The following is a 13037-nucleotide window of genomic DNA, read 5'->3' as shown; positions in this document are numbered from 1 at the left end:
GCGGAACTGCCCCCCGTGATCGCGTCGCAGCGGGAGCGCGCACGGCGCCCGCCGCGGCGGGAGAGGTGAGACAGGCATGCGCAACCAGGGACTGGGCTCCTGGCCTGCCCGGCGCGCTCGCAGCACTCCGGACGGCATCGCCACGGTCCACCGGGGACGCACCCGGACCTACGGTGAGCTGTGCGGGCGCGTCCACGCGCTGGCCAACGGGCTGCACGGCCGCGGCCTCGGGCGCGGCGACCGGATCGCCTACCTCGGGCCGAACCACCCGGCGCTGCTGGAGACGCTGTTCGCCGCCGGGGTGCTCGGGGCCGTCTTCGTCCCGCTGAACACCAGGCTGGCCACGGACGAGCTCGCGTTCATGCTGGACGACTCCGGCGCCGGGGTGCTCGTCCACGACCGCCGGCACGCAGGCACCGCCCGCGCGCTGCGGGAGCGCTTCCCCGGGCTGGAGCTGGTCGTGGTGGCCGACGACGCGGCGGTGGCCGACGGTTTCGAGGCGCTGATCGCGGGTGCTTCGGACGAGCCGCGCGACGAACCCGTCGCCGCCGAGGACACGGCGCTGGTGCTGTACACCTCCGGCACCACCGGGCGGCCGAAGGGGGCTCGGATCAGCCACGGCAACGCCGTGTGGAACGCGCTCAACGTGGTGGTGGACGTCGACCTCACCAGCACTGAGGTCACCCTGCTCAACGCTCCGCTGTTCCACAGCGCCACGTTGGGGATGACCTGCCTGCCCACGCTGCTCAAGGGCGGCACGGTCGTGCTGGAGGAGGCCTTCGACGTCGAGGCCACCTTCGACCTCATCGAGCAGCGGCGGATCACGCTGGTTTTCGGGGTTCCGACCATGTTCGACGCGTTGAGCCGTTGTCCACGTTGGTCGACGGCCGATCTGTCGAGCCTGCGCTTCCTGCTGTGCGGCGGGGCGCCGGTTCCCGAGGAGCTCATCCGGCGCTACAGCGAACGGGGGCTGACCTTCATGCAGGGCTACGGCATGACCGAGGCCTCGCCCGGGGTGCTGCTGCTGAGCGCGGCCGACAGCACGGAGCGGGTCGGTTGCGCGGGCAAGCCCGCCTTCTTCAGCGACGTCCGGCTGGAGCGGGCGGACGGGTCGGTGCCCGCGGTCGGCGAGCCCGGTGAGGTCCTGGTCGCGGGCCCCAACGTCGTGGACGGCTACTGGCGGCGGCCGGGGGAGACGGCCGAGGCGTTCACCGCGGACGGCTGGTTCCGCTCCGGCGATGTGGCCACTGTCGACGGGGACGGGTTTCACCGCATCGTGGATCGGATCAAGGACATGTTCGTCTCCGGTGGGGAGAACGTTTACCCGGCCGAGGTGGAGGCGGTGCTGCACGAGCACCCCGCGGTCGCGGACGTGGCCGTGGTCGGCGTGCCCGATCCCACGTGGGGCGAGGTGGGCAAGGCGGTGGTCGTCGTCCAGCCGGGCGGGCGGGTCGAGACCGCCGAGCTCACCGCGTTCGCGGCCGAGCGGCTCGGCAAGTACAAGGTGCCCAAGAGCATCGCCCTGGTCGACGAGCTGCCGTGCGGTGCCACGGGCAAGGTGGACAAGGCCGCGCTTCGGCGCGAGCACGGCTGAGCTCGGGCGCTGAGCGGGGCGGTCAGCGCGACGTCGGGGGCAGGCTGGAGGCCCAGGCCGGGGCGATGGTTTCGTCCCGGGGTCAGGGGAGCGCACGGCCCCGGGCAGCTCGCGTCGGTTCCGCTCGTGTTCCCGACGGCACAGGGGGGTGATCCCTCGGTCGGGTGAAATCTGGACGGCGGCTGGGAAGCGCATCGCGTGCGATGTTCCGGGAGTGCGCCGCGGACCGGTGCGTGTCCCGGGGTATCGCGGCTTGGTGGTTGGCTCCCGCCGCGGGCGAGTCCGCGGGGTGCGGGTATGCTGCCAGGACGATCTGCGCGGCCCGTGGGAGCCGTCCGCGCAGGGTCGTGATCATGTGTTCTCGTCTTCCCCGCACGTCCGAACCACCGGTCGACGGCTCGGCGACCTCGTCGCGGGCCGCAAGTGGTGGTCGGTGTGGGCGTGCCGCGGGCTTCGGCGCTGCCGCGCCGGGATGAGTCCTGCTTTCACCAGCAATCCGACCGGACATCATCAGTCGAACATCGCGCGTGGCAGGCACGGGTCAGTGTCGTGCCGGACGGCGCGGAAGGGATGTGGCCAGTGAACCTTCGTTTCGAGGAACTCGATTGGCGGACGACGCCGCTCGGCGTGATCAGCTTGCGGCGTCGTCGGGACCGCGCGTCGGACCAGGACGTCTACGAGATCAAGCTGGACGAGGAGTTCCTCATGTCCAGCCTGTTCACCGTGGCGGAGACCGATCTCGCGCGGCTCGGCCTGGCCGCCTCGTCCGCGTCCGAGCTCGACGTCGTCGTCGGTGGTCTCGGGCTCGGTTACACCGCCTACGCCGCTCTCGAGGACCAGCGGGTGCGTTCGTTGCAGGTGGTGGAGTCCCTCGGCGAGGTCATCGAGTGGCACCGCAGTGGTCTGCTGCCGCTGGGTGAGGAGCTGACCGCGGACCCGCGCACCCGTCCGGTGCACGGGGACTTCTTCGCGATGACCGCCTCCGAGGAGGGGTTCGACCCCGAGGTGCCGGGGCGGCGCTTCCATGCCGTGCTGCTCGACATCGACCACTCGCCGACGAACGTGCTGGACCCGAGTCATGCCTGGCTGTACGAGGTGGAGGGGCTGCGGCGGCTCGCCGGGCATCTCCATCCGGGCGGGGTGTTCGCGCTGTGGTCGGACGATCCGCCGCAGGAGGAGGTCATCGCGGCTCTGGCCGAGGTGTTCGCCGTGGTGCGGGCGCACGTGGTCACCTTCGACAACCCCTACACCCGGGGCACTTCCAGCAACACCGTCTACACCGCCGTGCTGGACGGCCCCGAGCAGAACCGCTCCTGAGCTCTCGGCGCCGCTTGCGGATCCGGGGTGGCCCCTTTTTCGACCGTGTGCGGGTTCGGGGTGGTCTCGGCGGCGGCTGGGTGGTTCCGTGTGGTGAAGGGCCGCGGTCGCCTCGGTTCCGCCGCGGCCGTCTTCGGGAAGGGAGCAGCCGTGTCCACGACCACCAACGCCGGTGTGCGCCGGTTCTTCGACCGGGTCGCCGAGCGCTACGACCGCCAGATCGGCTCGTGCGAGCGGTTCCTGTTCCCCGGTGGTCGGCGGTGGGCCGTCGACCACGCCCGGGGCCGGGTCGTCGAGATCGCGGTGGGCACCGGGCTGAACCTGCCGCTGTACCCGGAGGGGGTCACCGTCGTCGGGATCGAGCTGTCCGAGCGGATGCTGCAGCTGGCGCGCCGGCGCGTCGCCGCCGTGGGGCTGGCCGACCGGATCGAGCTGTTCCAGGGTGATGTTCAGCAGCTGGACCTGCCGGACGCCAGCGCGGACACGGTGGTGTCGACCTTCGCGATCTGCACCATTCCGGATCCGGTTGCCGCGCTGCGCGAGGCCCACCGCGTGCTGCGTCCCGGGGGACGGTGCGTGCTGGTCGAGCACGGGCCGTCGGACAACGCGCTCGTGCGGGCGGGCATGCGCCTGGCCGAGCACGGGACCGCTCGTTTCCTGGCCGATCACCTCACGCGTGATCCGCGTCCGCTGCTGGAGCGGGCGGGTTTTCGGGTCGAGTCCGTCTCGCGGGCCAAGGCCGGGGTGGCCTTCCACGTGCTCGCCGAGCGGCCGTGAGCCGAAGCGTGCCCGGGACCGGGCTCCGAGCCGGAAGTCCGGCGCGGAGTGGCGGGGGCATCGCAGCCGAGCGGGCGCGAGTCGCTGACGAGGCCCCTACCCCCAGTGAAGGGGCCTCGTGGGGTCGTGCTCGGCGAGGCGGAGTGCCGGGTCGTGCGGTCAAGGATCTCGTTCAGCTGCGGGTGTGGTGCCAACGCCTCCTTCCTCGCTGCGCCTGATGCAGGCTGTCGGTCAGCTCATCGTGTCAGATATTCTTGACGCAGTTGGGAACATACGACCGACGGCACCAGTTGTCAAATATCAGCGACAGTGCTGTTGTAGATATTTGACGCGGGGGTGGCTGGGGAGCGATTGGAGGCCCGGCGTGGCAGACGAGGGGCGCGCGGCGTTCGCGAACCGGTTGTACGAGCTGATGGACGAGCAGGTCCAGGACGACGGGCGTCCGTGGTCGATTCCGGCGCTGGCGCGTGCGCTGACCGAGCGGGGGCATCCCATTTCCCGGCAGCACCTGCACGGCGTGGCCAAGCAGAAGCACGTGCCGACCTGGGACCTGGTGCGTGCGCTGGCCGAGCTGTTCGGCACGACGACGGACTCGTTCACGGGCCGTGGCGCCGGTGTGGACGAGGAGCTGCCCGTCCTGCTGAACCGGGCGGGCGAGCTGGACGAGAACGGCCGCGCGGAAGTCGCGGACTTCATCCGGTTCCTGCACCAGAAGCGCAGGCGGACCGGGCCGGGCGAGTGAGTTCTGCGCGGTCGGTGCACCGCGACCGGCCGCACCGACGGAGGAATTCGGGCGAGCGAGGGAGAAGCGTGTCGTTGCGGCAGGTCTGGAGACGAAACCGGGAGGAGGCCCGGCTGCGGAGGCAGCTGCGTGCGACGCTGCGTCGGGCGGGCATCGCCGAGCCCACCGACATGCTCGAGGTCTGCGAGCGCCTCAGCGCGATCTGGCCGGTGCCGATCGTGGCCGCGCCGTTCGACCTTCCCGCGCACGGGCCGTTCGGGCTCACCATCCGGTACGCGCCGGAACCGCGGGAGGAGGCGATCTACATCCTGTACCAGCGGGTGGCGACCCCGTTGCACCAGCAGCACGTCGTGGCGCACGAGCTCGGGCACGTTCTCGGCGGGCACCCTCTCGAACCGGTCGGTGATCTGTCCGAGATCGACTCGAACGGCAGCACGGGCACGCTCCGCCGCACCTCGTACACCTCCCGCGTCGAGCGGGAGGCCGAGACGATCGCGACCGTCCTGCTCGGCCGCGCCGCCGCGCAGGACGGTGTCACCCTGCCGTCGAGCGGTGCCCGGGAGCACCGGTTGCGGCGTGTGCTTGGAGACAAGGTCGAATGGTTGTGACACCGGTAGATCTGCTCGAACTGGTGATGACCGGCTGGTTCGGGTATCGCCTCGTGCGCAGTCCCCGCGACCGCGGGCTGTGGGTCATCGTGGTCGCGCTGGTGCTGTTGCTGCTCGGTGAGGCGTTCGTGATCAGCGCGCTGCGGACGTGGAGCGAGGGCGTGATCACCGCGGGCATGGGCAAGCTCATCCAGAACTGCGCGCTGGTGCTCGGGTTCTGCGCGGTGCTGCTGTTCTTCCTGCTGTCGGCGTCCGGGGCGCGCTACGCCTCCGGTCGCCCGGAGGAGCGGCCGCGCGTGCCGCTGCGGGGGTGGTGCGACGGTGCCGCGGCCGTGGTGGTGTGCGTGGTGCTGACCCTGTCGATGGCGGCCACCCCGCCGCGGCTGCAGGCCGGTGCCTACCCGGCCAGCGGCCGCCTGCAGGACGCGGCTCTCGACCGTCCCGAGGTCGTGGCCTTCTACGCGGTGGCGCTCGTCTACTTCACCTACTCCTGCGGTGCTGCCGCGTTCTGGGCGGTGCGCTACGGGCGCGAGTCCGGCTCGCGCGTGCGGTTCGGGCTGTGGTTGGCCGCGGCGGGCATGGTGCTGTTCGGCCTCGCCTCGGCCGGGCGCGGGGTGTACGTCGCCGCGGCCGGGCTCGGTGCGGCCGCTCCGGACGCGCTGGCCGGTGGTGCCAGCTCGCTCATCGAGGTCGGCGCGGTGCTGTGGATCAGCGGGTTGCTCGCGGTCGGGGTCGCCGCCCGGTGGGCCACGTTGCGGGTGTGGTTGCACCACCGGCGCCAGTACCGGGCCCTGCGGCCGCTGTGGGAGCGGCTGCACCGGGCCTTCCCCGAGGACGCGCTCGACCACACCCGCCGGGAGCCGGGTCGGCTCTGGCGGGACCGGTTCTCCGCGGCACAGGTGCACCGGGCGTTCTGGCGCCGGGCGATCGAGTGCCGTGACGGGTTGTCCAAGCTCAGCCCCTGGCTGCGCGACGTCGGCTGCGATCCCGAGGCGGATCCGGCCGAGCAGGCCGAGGCCGTGCAGCGCGCGCTCGAGTTGCGCGCGAGCGGGCACACCCCCTCCTCGTCGGCGCCCCTGCTGGTGGCGGCGCCGAGCACGACAGCGGCCACTGTGGACACTGATGTGAGCCAGTTGGTTCGGCTCGCCCGAGCCCTCGACACCCACGACTGAAAGCTGGAGTCCATGCAACAACTCATCACCGCCGACCAGGTCGTGCCCGGACCGGCCGGGCAGCGGATCGCCGACGGCGCGGTGCTCGTCGACGGGGACGCGATCACCGCCGTGGGCCCCCGGGCCGAGGTCGAACCGCTCGCTGACGACGCGCGGCGCCACACCGCGGTGGGCGGCACCGTGCTGCCCGGGCTCGTCAACGCCCACGTCCACCTGTCGTGGGATGCGGGATTCGGCATGCTCGAGCGCTTCCGGGCGGCCGACGACGCGGAGCTGCTGCTGGGCATCGCCGGGCGCGCGCAGCAGGCGCTGCGGGCGGGGGTGACCACGCTGCGGGATCTCGGTGACCGCGACGGGCTGGCGCTGCGGGTGCGCGACGCGATCGCTCGTGGTGCTCTCGCGGGCCCGCGCCTGCTCGGTTCCGGCCCGCCGCTGACCCCGCCGCAGGGGCACTGCTGGTTCTTCGGCGGGGAGGTCTCCGGCGCCGATCAGATCCGCGAGCGCGTCCGGGGCAACGTCGCCCTCGGCGCCGACGTCATCAAGGTGATGGCCTCGGGCGGGGAGATGACGCCCGACTCGCCGCCCACCTGGCAGAGCCAGTTCTCGGCCGAGGAGCTGGCGCTGGTGGTGCGCGAGGCCCACGCGGCCGGGCTTCCGGTGGCCGCGCACGCGCACGGCACCGAGGCGATCGCGGACGCGACCGCGGCCGGGGTGGACACCATCGAGCACTGCTCGTGGCAGGGCGCGGACAACGCAGGCTCGGACCTGCGGGACGAGGTCGCCCGCGAGATCGCCGAGCGGGGGATCGCGGTCTGCCACGCCTATCCGCCGGACTGGCGGACCTTCCAGCGGGTCGTGGTCGGCGAGCAGCGTTCGCAGGCCGCCCTGGACCGGCTCCACTGGATGGACGAGCACGGCGTCCGGTTCGTGCCCGGCACCGACGGCGGGCTGCCCACCTCGGTGTTCGACAACTACGTCGGCGCGCTGAGCTACTACGTCGAGGCGGTGGGCTGGTCCCCGGCGCGTGTGATCGACATGGCCACCACCGGGGCGGCTCGCGCGCTCGGTCTGGAGCGGGTCGGGTCGCTGGCCGCCGGGCACGCCGCGGACCTGCTCGTGGTCGACGGGGATCCGCTCGCCGACGTGACCGCGCTGCACCGGCAGCGGCTCGTGCTCGCCCGGGGGCGTGCGGTCACCCCCGACGCCGCCGTCGGCTGACGCCCGGTCGGGGAAGCTCCGCGGATCCTGCCCGGGGATCCGGTTGCCGGATTTCGGTGCGCGTCGAGTCGGGCTAGGCTGCGGGGCTGCGAGATCGGTGAGGAACCACGGCGTGCGCCCAGCGCGGGAGTCGGGAGTGGACGATGAGTTACCCGCCATCACCGTGGCGGTTGTGCGGCGAGCTGTCGGTGTCGCTGTGGCGGCTGCCGCGGCGACTGCTGCCCGCTGTCCCGGAGGGACTGTCGCCGGTGCTGCTGGGGGAGGCGGGCGTGGTCGGCACCGCTTGGGTGCTCTACCGGTCCGGCAGCGTGCTGGAGTACAACGAGCTGCTCGTCGCGGTGCTCGTGCGGCGTGGGGCCCGGTTGCGCGCGTGCCTCACCCAGATCTGGGTGGACAGCGCGGCCTCCCTGCGGGGTGGTCGCGCGTTGTGGGGCATTCCCAAGGAGCGGGCCGAGTTCGGGGTCGAGTCCGTGGAGCCGTTGCGGATCCGGGCTCACGGGATCGCTGCGGGAGCGTCGACCGACCGGGTGCGGCTGCCGGGGAGGTGGCCGCTGGGGTATCGGATCGCGCAGTCGATGGCCGGTGGTCTCGCGGAGAGCAGGCTGCGGGTGCGCGGTCGCGTGGCCGTGCGCACCGCCTCGTGGCACCCGGAGCCGGACGGCCCGCTGGGGTGGCTGCACGGCCGCAGGCCGTTCGTGAGCCTGGCGCTGCACGACTTCGAGATGCGGTTCGGCACGGAGGCCGACGCACCCGTCAGCCGGTGACGGGCCGACTCCTACGCCGCCGTGGGGTGCTGGAGGACGCGCGGCGGTGACCGCGCACGCCGGGTCCGCTCCGGTGTTGCGTGTCGTCGCCGGTGTGCTGGTGCTGGACGGACTCGGTCGTGCGGTGCGGGTGGTCGGGCTCGTTGCTGGCTTCGTGCGGAAGGCTCCAGCGGTGCTGCGCGTGGTTGAACCGGCCGGGGTCGGGCGGGGAGGATCCCCGAGCGCGGGAGGAAGCGCGGCGTGCAGAGGAGGAAGCAGTACGTGAGCACCGAGCACTCGGGAGACGAGCATCAGCTGCGGATCGCCCCGGGCGAGGTCGACCTGGACAGCCCCAACATCGCTCGCATGTACGACTACTTTCTGGGGGGTTCGACGCACTTCGCCGTGGACCGCCAGGCAGCGGAGGAGCTGCTGGCGGTGTTTCCCGGCAACACCGACTGGGCCAGGATCAACCGGGCTTTTCTCGGGCGGGCGGTGCGTGAACTGTCCCGCCGGGGCATCGACCAGTTCCTGGATCTGGGGTCGGGCATCCCGACGAAGGGCAATGTGCACGAGATCGCCCAGCAGCACGCTCCGCACGCGCGAGTGGCCTACGTCGACATCGAGCCCGTGGCGGTCTCCCACGCCAGTCATCTGCTGCGGGAGAACTCCCACGTCACGGTCACCCAGGCCGACGTCCGGGAGCCGGAGGCGGTGTTGAGCGCACCCGGTGTGGCCGGGTTGTTGGACTTCACTCGCCCGGTGGCGGTGTTGGCCGTGGCGGTGCTGGACATCATCGCTGTCGACGATCCGGCCGAGCTGGTGGCCGCGTACCAGCGGGCGTGTACGCCGGGCAGTGCTTTCGTGCTTTCCCACGGGGCGCAGCTGCAGGCCAGTGACGTGGAGTGGACCGGAGCGAAGGAGGTTTTCCGGGAGACCACCACCCCACATCCCCAGGTGCGCACCCGCGGGGAGATCGCCGAGTTGTGCGCGGGCTACACCCTGATCGAACCCGGTTTGGTCCCCAGCGCCCAGTGGCGTCCCGAGCGGCCCGTTTCCGAAGAGGAGGCCGCGCGCAGCAACGGCTACGCCGCTGTGGGGGTGCTGGAGGACGTGCGGCGGTGACCGCCCACGCCGGGGTCAGCCGGCCGGGGGCGCGGTGTTGTCGGCGGTGGCCCCGCAGGTTTCGCGCACGTGCAGGGTGGGCCACAGCTGCACGCGGTGCACCGGCCGGTCGGTGTTCTCCACAGTTCTGCTCAGCGCGAGTTCGGCGGCGAGCGCGCCGACGCGGTGCTTGGGTGGGCGTATCGCCGTCAGCGGTGGGTCCGCGGCCGCGGCGACCTCGTCGTCGTAGGCCAGCACGGCGAGTTCGCCGGGCACGTCGATGCCGAGGTCGCGGGCCCGCTCGACCAGCCCGACCGCCTCGCGGTCGGAGTGCACGAGCAGCCCGGTGACGCCCTCCCGGCTGCAGCGGCGCAGCACCTCGTCGTAGGCCTCGCCCCACCCGGCCGAGCCGTAGGTGGGCACTTCGACCTCGAGGTCGTCGGTGTCGGGGATGCCCAGCGAGTCGATCGCTTCCTTCCACCCGCGACGCAGCATTCTGCTGGTGGGGCTGGACCGGGAGGTGAGGATCCCCAGTTTCCGGTGGCCGAGCGTGATCAGGTGACGCATCGCCAGTCCCGCCCCCACGTGGTGCGCGGAGGTGACCGCGTCCAGCGCCAGCGTGGGCAGTTCGGGCGGGGGCAGCCGTTCCAGCAGCACGACGGGCACGCGCAGCGCGCCGAGCCATCTGAGCAGCTCGGCGCCGTCGTGGCCGGTGGTCGTCGGTGCCGCCAGCAGCACCTGCACGCCGTGCTCGAGCAGTTTGGTGACCTGCCGTTTGTCCTCGCTGGAGTCGTAGGCGGAGGCGCGCAGCACGAGTCTGCCGTTGGAGGAGGCCATCGTCGCCTGCGCGCCTTTGATCACGGCGGGCCAGTAGTACTCCACCGAGGGGGTGACCATGCCGGCCAGGGTCCGTCCGGATCCGGTCGTCGCGGTGCCCTCGGTGCCGGGCTGGTCGGGGTTCTCGGAGCGCTGCGGCAGGGTGATCCCGCCGTGGACGCGGGTGACCAGTCCTCGGTCGGCCAGTTCCTTGACGTCGCGGCGGACGGTCACGGCGGTGACCGCCAAGCGCTCGACGAGGTCGGCTGTCCGGACGGCGCCGTGCTGGCGAACGGCGGCGAGGATGAGTTTCTGCCGTTCGGCGGAAAGAGTCATGGTCTGTCCGGTTTCCACCACCGCTGAGCGCGTCGAACGTCCGTCCGACCGGGCCGGACGGGGCGTTCGGTGGCACCCGTCCGTCCGATTCGGGCAGTCGGATTCACCACGACCGCACAGCAGGCGGTTTCGTTTCTGATCGATTGTGAACGCTTGGTTGCGATTGTGTTGACTCGGAACTATGCCACGGGGTGAGGTGACTGTCATCACCCAGCCACGGAGAGAGCGGGAGGCTTCATGGGCGAAGCGAGAGGTGGCGAGCCCCGTTCCGGTGGACGGCCTGCGACCGTCTCCCGCCGCACGCTGCTGCGCACGGTGGGTGCGGCTGGAGCGGGAGCGGTGTTGGCCGGTGGTCTGTCCGGGTGCTCCTCGCGCACGGCAGCCTCCGGAGCCACCAGGGTCACGATGTGGTCCTGGTTGACGGGCATGGACCGGTACGTGGAGGCCTTCAACGCGGCGCAGAGCGAGGTCTTCGTCGAGCTGAACGTGCTCGCGGGCGGACTGTCCGGTGGTTACGCCCAGCAGACCAACGCCATCCGCGCGCACAACGCGCCGGACATCATGCACGTCGAGTACCAGGGGCTTCCGCAGGTGCTGACCACCGGAGGGCTGCGCGAGATCACCGAGGACGTGTCCGATCTCGGCGCGGACTACTCCTCCGCGGCGTGGCGGTCGGTCCGGCCGGACGGGCGGACGTGGGCGGTGCCCTTCGACGTGGCCCCGATGGTGCTGTACTACCGCAAGGACCTGTTCGACGCTCACGGGCTCGCCGTGCCGAGCGACTGGGAGCAGTTCCGCACCACCGCCGAGGAGGTGCGGCGGATCGATCCGCGGGCCCGGTTGACCACGTTCCCGCTCAACGACGGCTCGTTCTTCGCCGGGATGGCCTGGCAGGCCCGCGACCCGTGGTGGCGGATCCGCGGGAGCAGCTGGCAGGTCGACATCGCCGGTGCGGGCACCCTGCGCACTGCGCGCTACTGGCAGGAGCTGATCGACGCGGACCTGGTGCGCAGCCACGGCACCGGCACCCAGGACTGGATCGCGGCGATGCACGAGGGCAGGTTGTGGAGCCTGCTGGGCGCGGCGTGGAGCGCCGGGACGTTGCACAAGTCCATCCCGCAGGACTCGGAGCGGTGGGCGGTGACGACCTTGCCGACCTGGGACGGGGTGCCCTCGACCGGGATGCAGGGCGGCAGCGCCTTCGCGGTCTCGGCCGACAGCGAGGTGCCCGAGGCGGCGTTGACCTTCCTGCGCTGGCTCAGCACCGCTCCCGAGGTGCCGGAGATCGCCGCCTCGTTCACCACGCTGCTGCCCGCCTACGTGCCCAACCGCGCGGTGGCCCGGGAGAGCTACGACGGCGGCTACTTCCTCGGCGAGCCCATCTACGACGTGCTCGACGAGGCGGTGCGGCGGGTGTCCGACTGGACCTGGGGGCCGACGGCGCTCGGGCTCTTCTCGACTCTGGAGAACCGGTTCAGCCCGGTGACCACCGGGGGCAGCACGCTGCCGGAGGCGATCGAGCGGGTCCAGCGCGATGCGGTGCGGTCCATGCGCGGTTCGGGGTTGTCGGTCATCGAGGGGAGTGCGACATGACGCGGAGTCTCTCCGGTGGTGCGCGTTCCGGCGCCCGAGCCGTGCTCGGCAGGACCTCCTCGGGGCGGATGCCGCGCTTCGGTGGCGCGGCGGTGCTGCTGTGCGCGCCCTTCGCCCTGCTGCTGTTGGGCACGGTGCTTGCCCCGGTGGCCTACGCGCTGTACCTGAGCCTGTTCACCGAGCGGTTGAGCGGGTTGGGCTTCTCGGGGCCGAGTCGTGCTTTCGTCGCCCTGGGCAACTACGCCGAGGTGGTCACCGATCCCGATTTCCTGCGCGGTGTCGGCAACGTCGCGCTCTACGCCGTGATCCAGGTGCCGCTGATGCTGGGTGGTGCGCTGGTCGTGGCGCTGCTGATCGATTCCGCGGTGGCGCGGTTGAAGCAGGTCTGGTTGCTGGCGGTGTTTCTGCCCTACGCGGTTCCCGGGGTGATCGCCGGGCTGATCTGGGGCTATCTCTACAGCCCCGGCATCGGCCCGGTCAGCGCCATCGCTCCGATCGACCCGCTGGGGGCCAACGGCATCCTGCCGTCGGTGGTCAACATCGCCACCTGGCAGTGGATGGGCTACAACATGATCATTTTCTACACCGCGTTGCAGACGGTGCCCCGCGAGCTGCTGGAAGCGGCCCGGGTGGACGGTGCGGGGCCGATACGCACCGCCGTGTCGGTCAAGCTGCCCTCGATCAGGCCCACCCTGTTCGTGGGGCTGGTGTTCACCATCATCGGCGCGTTGCAGCTGTTCACCGAACCGCTCGTGCTGCAGAGCTTCACCGGGGCGGTGACCAGCACCTGGACGCCCAGTCTCTACGTCTACGACTCGGCCTTCGTCGCCGGTGACTACGGCCGGGCGGCGGCCGCCTCCGTGCTGCTGGGGCTGGTCTCGGCGGTGCTGTCGGCCGTGGTGATGCGGTTCTCGGCTCGGAGGTCACGATGAGTGCGTCCACGACGGTCAAGGCCACGTCCGCGGTCGGCGGCCCCTCGGGGCCGGGGGGCCGCCGTGGTGGCAGGCAGCCCTCACC

The 13037-nt window shown here is 71.8% G+C and carries 12 protein-coding genes; 11 read left to right on the top strand and 1 reads right to left on the bottom strand.

From position 1 onward, the window contains the following. Window positions 1–76 precede the first annotated feature (76 nt). The 9 genes from G9Q41_RS20480 to G9Q41_RS20440 all read left to right on the top strand — a co-directional run bounded on the left by G9Q41_RS20480 (window position 77) and on the right by G9Q41_RS20440 (window position 9296). Window positions 77–1594, top strand: a complete 1518-nt coding sequence (locus G9Q41_RS20480; RefSeq protein WP_092520940.1) for a long-chain fatty acid--CoA ligase — start codon at window positions 77–79, stop codon at window positions 1592–1594. Window positions 1595–2173: 579 nt separating this feature from the next. Next, window positions 2174–2911 carry a spermidine synthase gene (locus G9Q41_RS20475; RefSeq protein WP_165633863.1) on the top strand — a complete coding sequence of 246 codons (738 nt, stop codon included), beginning with the start codon at window positions 2174–2176 and terminating at the stop codon, window positions 2909–2911. Between the two features lie 150 nt (window positions 2912–3061). Next, window positions 3062–3688, top strand: a complete 627-nt coding sequence (locus G9Q41_RS20470) for a class I SAM-dependent methyltransferase (protein WP_165633864.1) — start codon at window positions 3062–3064, stop codon at window positions 3686–3688. 364 nt (window positions 3689–4052) lie between these two features. Next, window positions 4053–4430, top strand: a complete 378-nt coding sequence (locus tag G9Q41_RS20465) for a hypothetical protein (protein WP_092520949.1) — start codon at window positions 4053–4055, stop codon at window positions 4428–4430. A gap of 68 nt (window positions 4431–4498) precedes the next feature. After that, window positions 4499–5038 carry a hypothetical protein gene (locus G9Q41_RS20460; protein ID WP_092520950.1) on the top strand — a complete coding sequence of 180 codons (540 nt, stop codon included), beginning with the start codon at window positions 4499–4501 and terminating at the stop codon, window positions 5036–5038. After that, entirely contained in the window at window positions 5035–6210 is a 1176-nt protein-coding gene (locus tag G9Q41_RS20455; protein WP_165633865.1) for an MAB_1171c family putative transporter, read from the top strand. The genes G9Q41_RS20460 and G9Q41_RS20455 overlap by 4 nt, the downstream gene beginning before the upstream one ends. Window positions 6211–6222: 12 nt before the next feature. Then, a complete protein-coding gene (locus G9Q41_RS20450) occupies window positions 6223–7428 on the top strand; it encodes an amidohydrolase family protein (protein WP_165633866.1) in 1206 nt (401 codons plus the stop codon). A gap of 143 nt (window positions 7429–7571) precedes the next feature. Further along, window positions 7572–8192 carry an acetoacetate decarboxylase family protein gene (locus tag G9Q41_RS20445; protein WP_165633867.1) on the top strand — a complete coding sequence of 207 codons (621 nt, stop codon included), beginning with the start codon at window positions 7572–7574 and terminating at the stop codon, window positions 8190–8192. Window positions 8193–8486: 294 nt separating this feature from the next. Next, the gene (locus G9Q41_RS20440; protein ID WP_242687721.1) at window positions 8487–9296 is read left to right on the top strand and encodes an SAM-dependent methyltransferase; all 810 of its coding nucleotides are present in this window, start codon (window positions 8487–8489) and stop codon (window positions 9294–9296) included. 15 nt (window positions 9297–9311) lie between these two features. Here the strand turns inward: G9Q41_RS20440 and G9Q41_RS20435 are convergent, their stop codons facing one another. After that, window positions 9312–10427, bottom strand: a complete 1116-nt coding sequence (locus tag G9Q41_RS20435; RefSeq protein WP_165633868.1) for a substrate-binding domain-containing protein — start codon at window positions 10425–10427, stop codon at window positions 9312–9314. Between the two features lie 237 nt (window positions 10428–10664). Here G9Q41_RS20435 and G9Q41_RS20430 point away from each other — a divergent pair, with 237 nt between their 5' ends. Both G9Q41_RS20430 and G9Q41_RS20425 read left to right on the top strand, forming a co-directional pair. Next, the gene (locus G9Q41_RS20430; protein WP_165633869.1) at window positions 10665–12020 is read left to right on the top strand and encodes an extracellular solute-binding protein; all 1356 of its coding nucleotides are present in this window, start codon (window positions 10665–10667) and stop codon (window positions 12018–12020) included. Beyond that, a complete protein-coding gene (locus G9Q41_RS20425) occupies window positions 12017–12952 on the top strand; it encodes a sugar ABC transporter permease (RefSeq protein WP_165633870.1) in 936 nt (311 codons plus the stop codon). The genes G9Q41_RS20430 and G9Q41_RS20425 overlap by 4 nt, the downstream gene beginning before the upstream one ends. Window positions 12953–13037: the final 85 nt, after the last annotated feature.

The sequence above is a fragment of the Actinopolyspora sp. BKK2 genome, from assembly GCF_011291845.1.
GTDB classification, from domain to species: domain Bacteria; phylum Actinomycetota; class Actinomycetes; order Mycobacteriales; family Pseudonocardiaceae; genus Actinopolyspora; species Actinopolyspora saharensis.
This window is presented reverse-complemented; position numbering and strand designations above follow the sequence as displayed.

What these genes read in the sequence shown, in the direction of transcription:
- G9Q41_RS20450 (WP_165633866.1), top strand. Translation starts at nt 6,223, where the DNA reads ATGCAACAACTCATCACCGCCGACCAGGTCGTGCCCGGACCGGCCGGG.
- G9Q41_RS20445 (WP_165633867.1), top strand. Translation starts at nt 7,572, where the DNA reads ATGAGTTACCCGCCATCACCGTGGCGGTTGTGCGGCGAGCTGTCGGTG.
- G9Q41_RS20480 (WP_092520940.1), top strand. Translation starts at nt 77, where the DNA reads ATGCGCAACCAGGGACTGGGCTCCTGGCCTGCCCGGCGCGCTCGCAGC.
- G9Q41_RS20435 (WP_165633868.1), bottom strand. Translation starts at nt 10,427, where the DNA reads ATGACTCTTTCCGCCGAACGGCAGAAACTCATCCTCGCCGCCGTTCGC.
- G9Q41_RS20430 (WP_165633869.1), top strand. Translation starts at nt 10,665, where the DNA reads ATGGGCGAAGCGAGAGGTGGCGAGCCCCGTTCCGGTGGACGGCCTGCG.
- G9Q41_RS20425 (WP_165633870.1), top strand. Translation starts at nt 12,017, where the DNA reads ATGACGCGGAGTCTCTCCGGTGGTGCGCGTTCCGGCGCCCGAGCCGTG.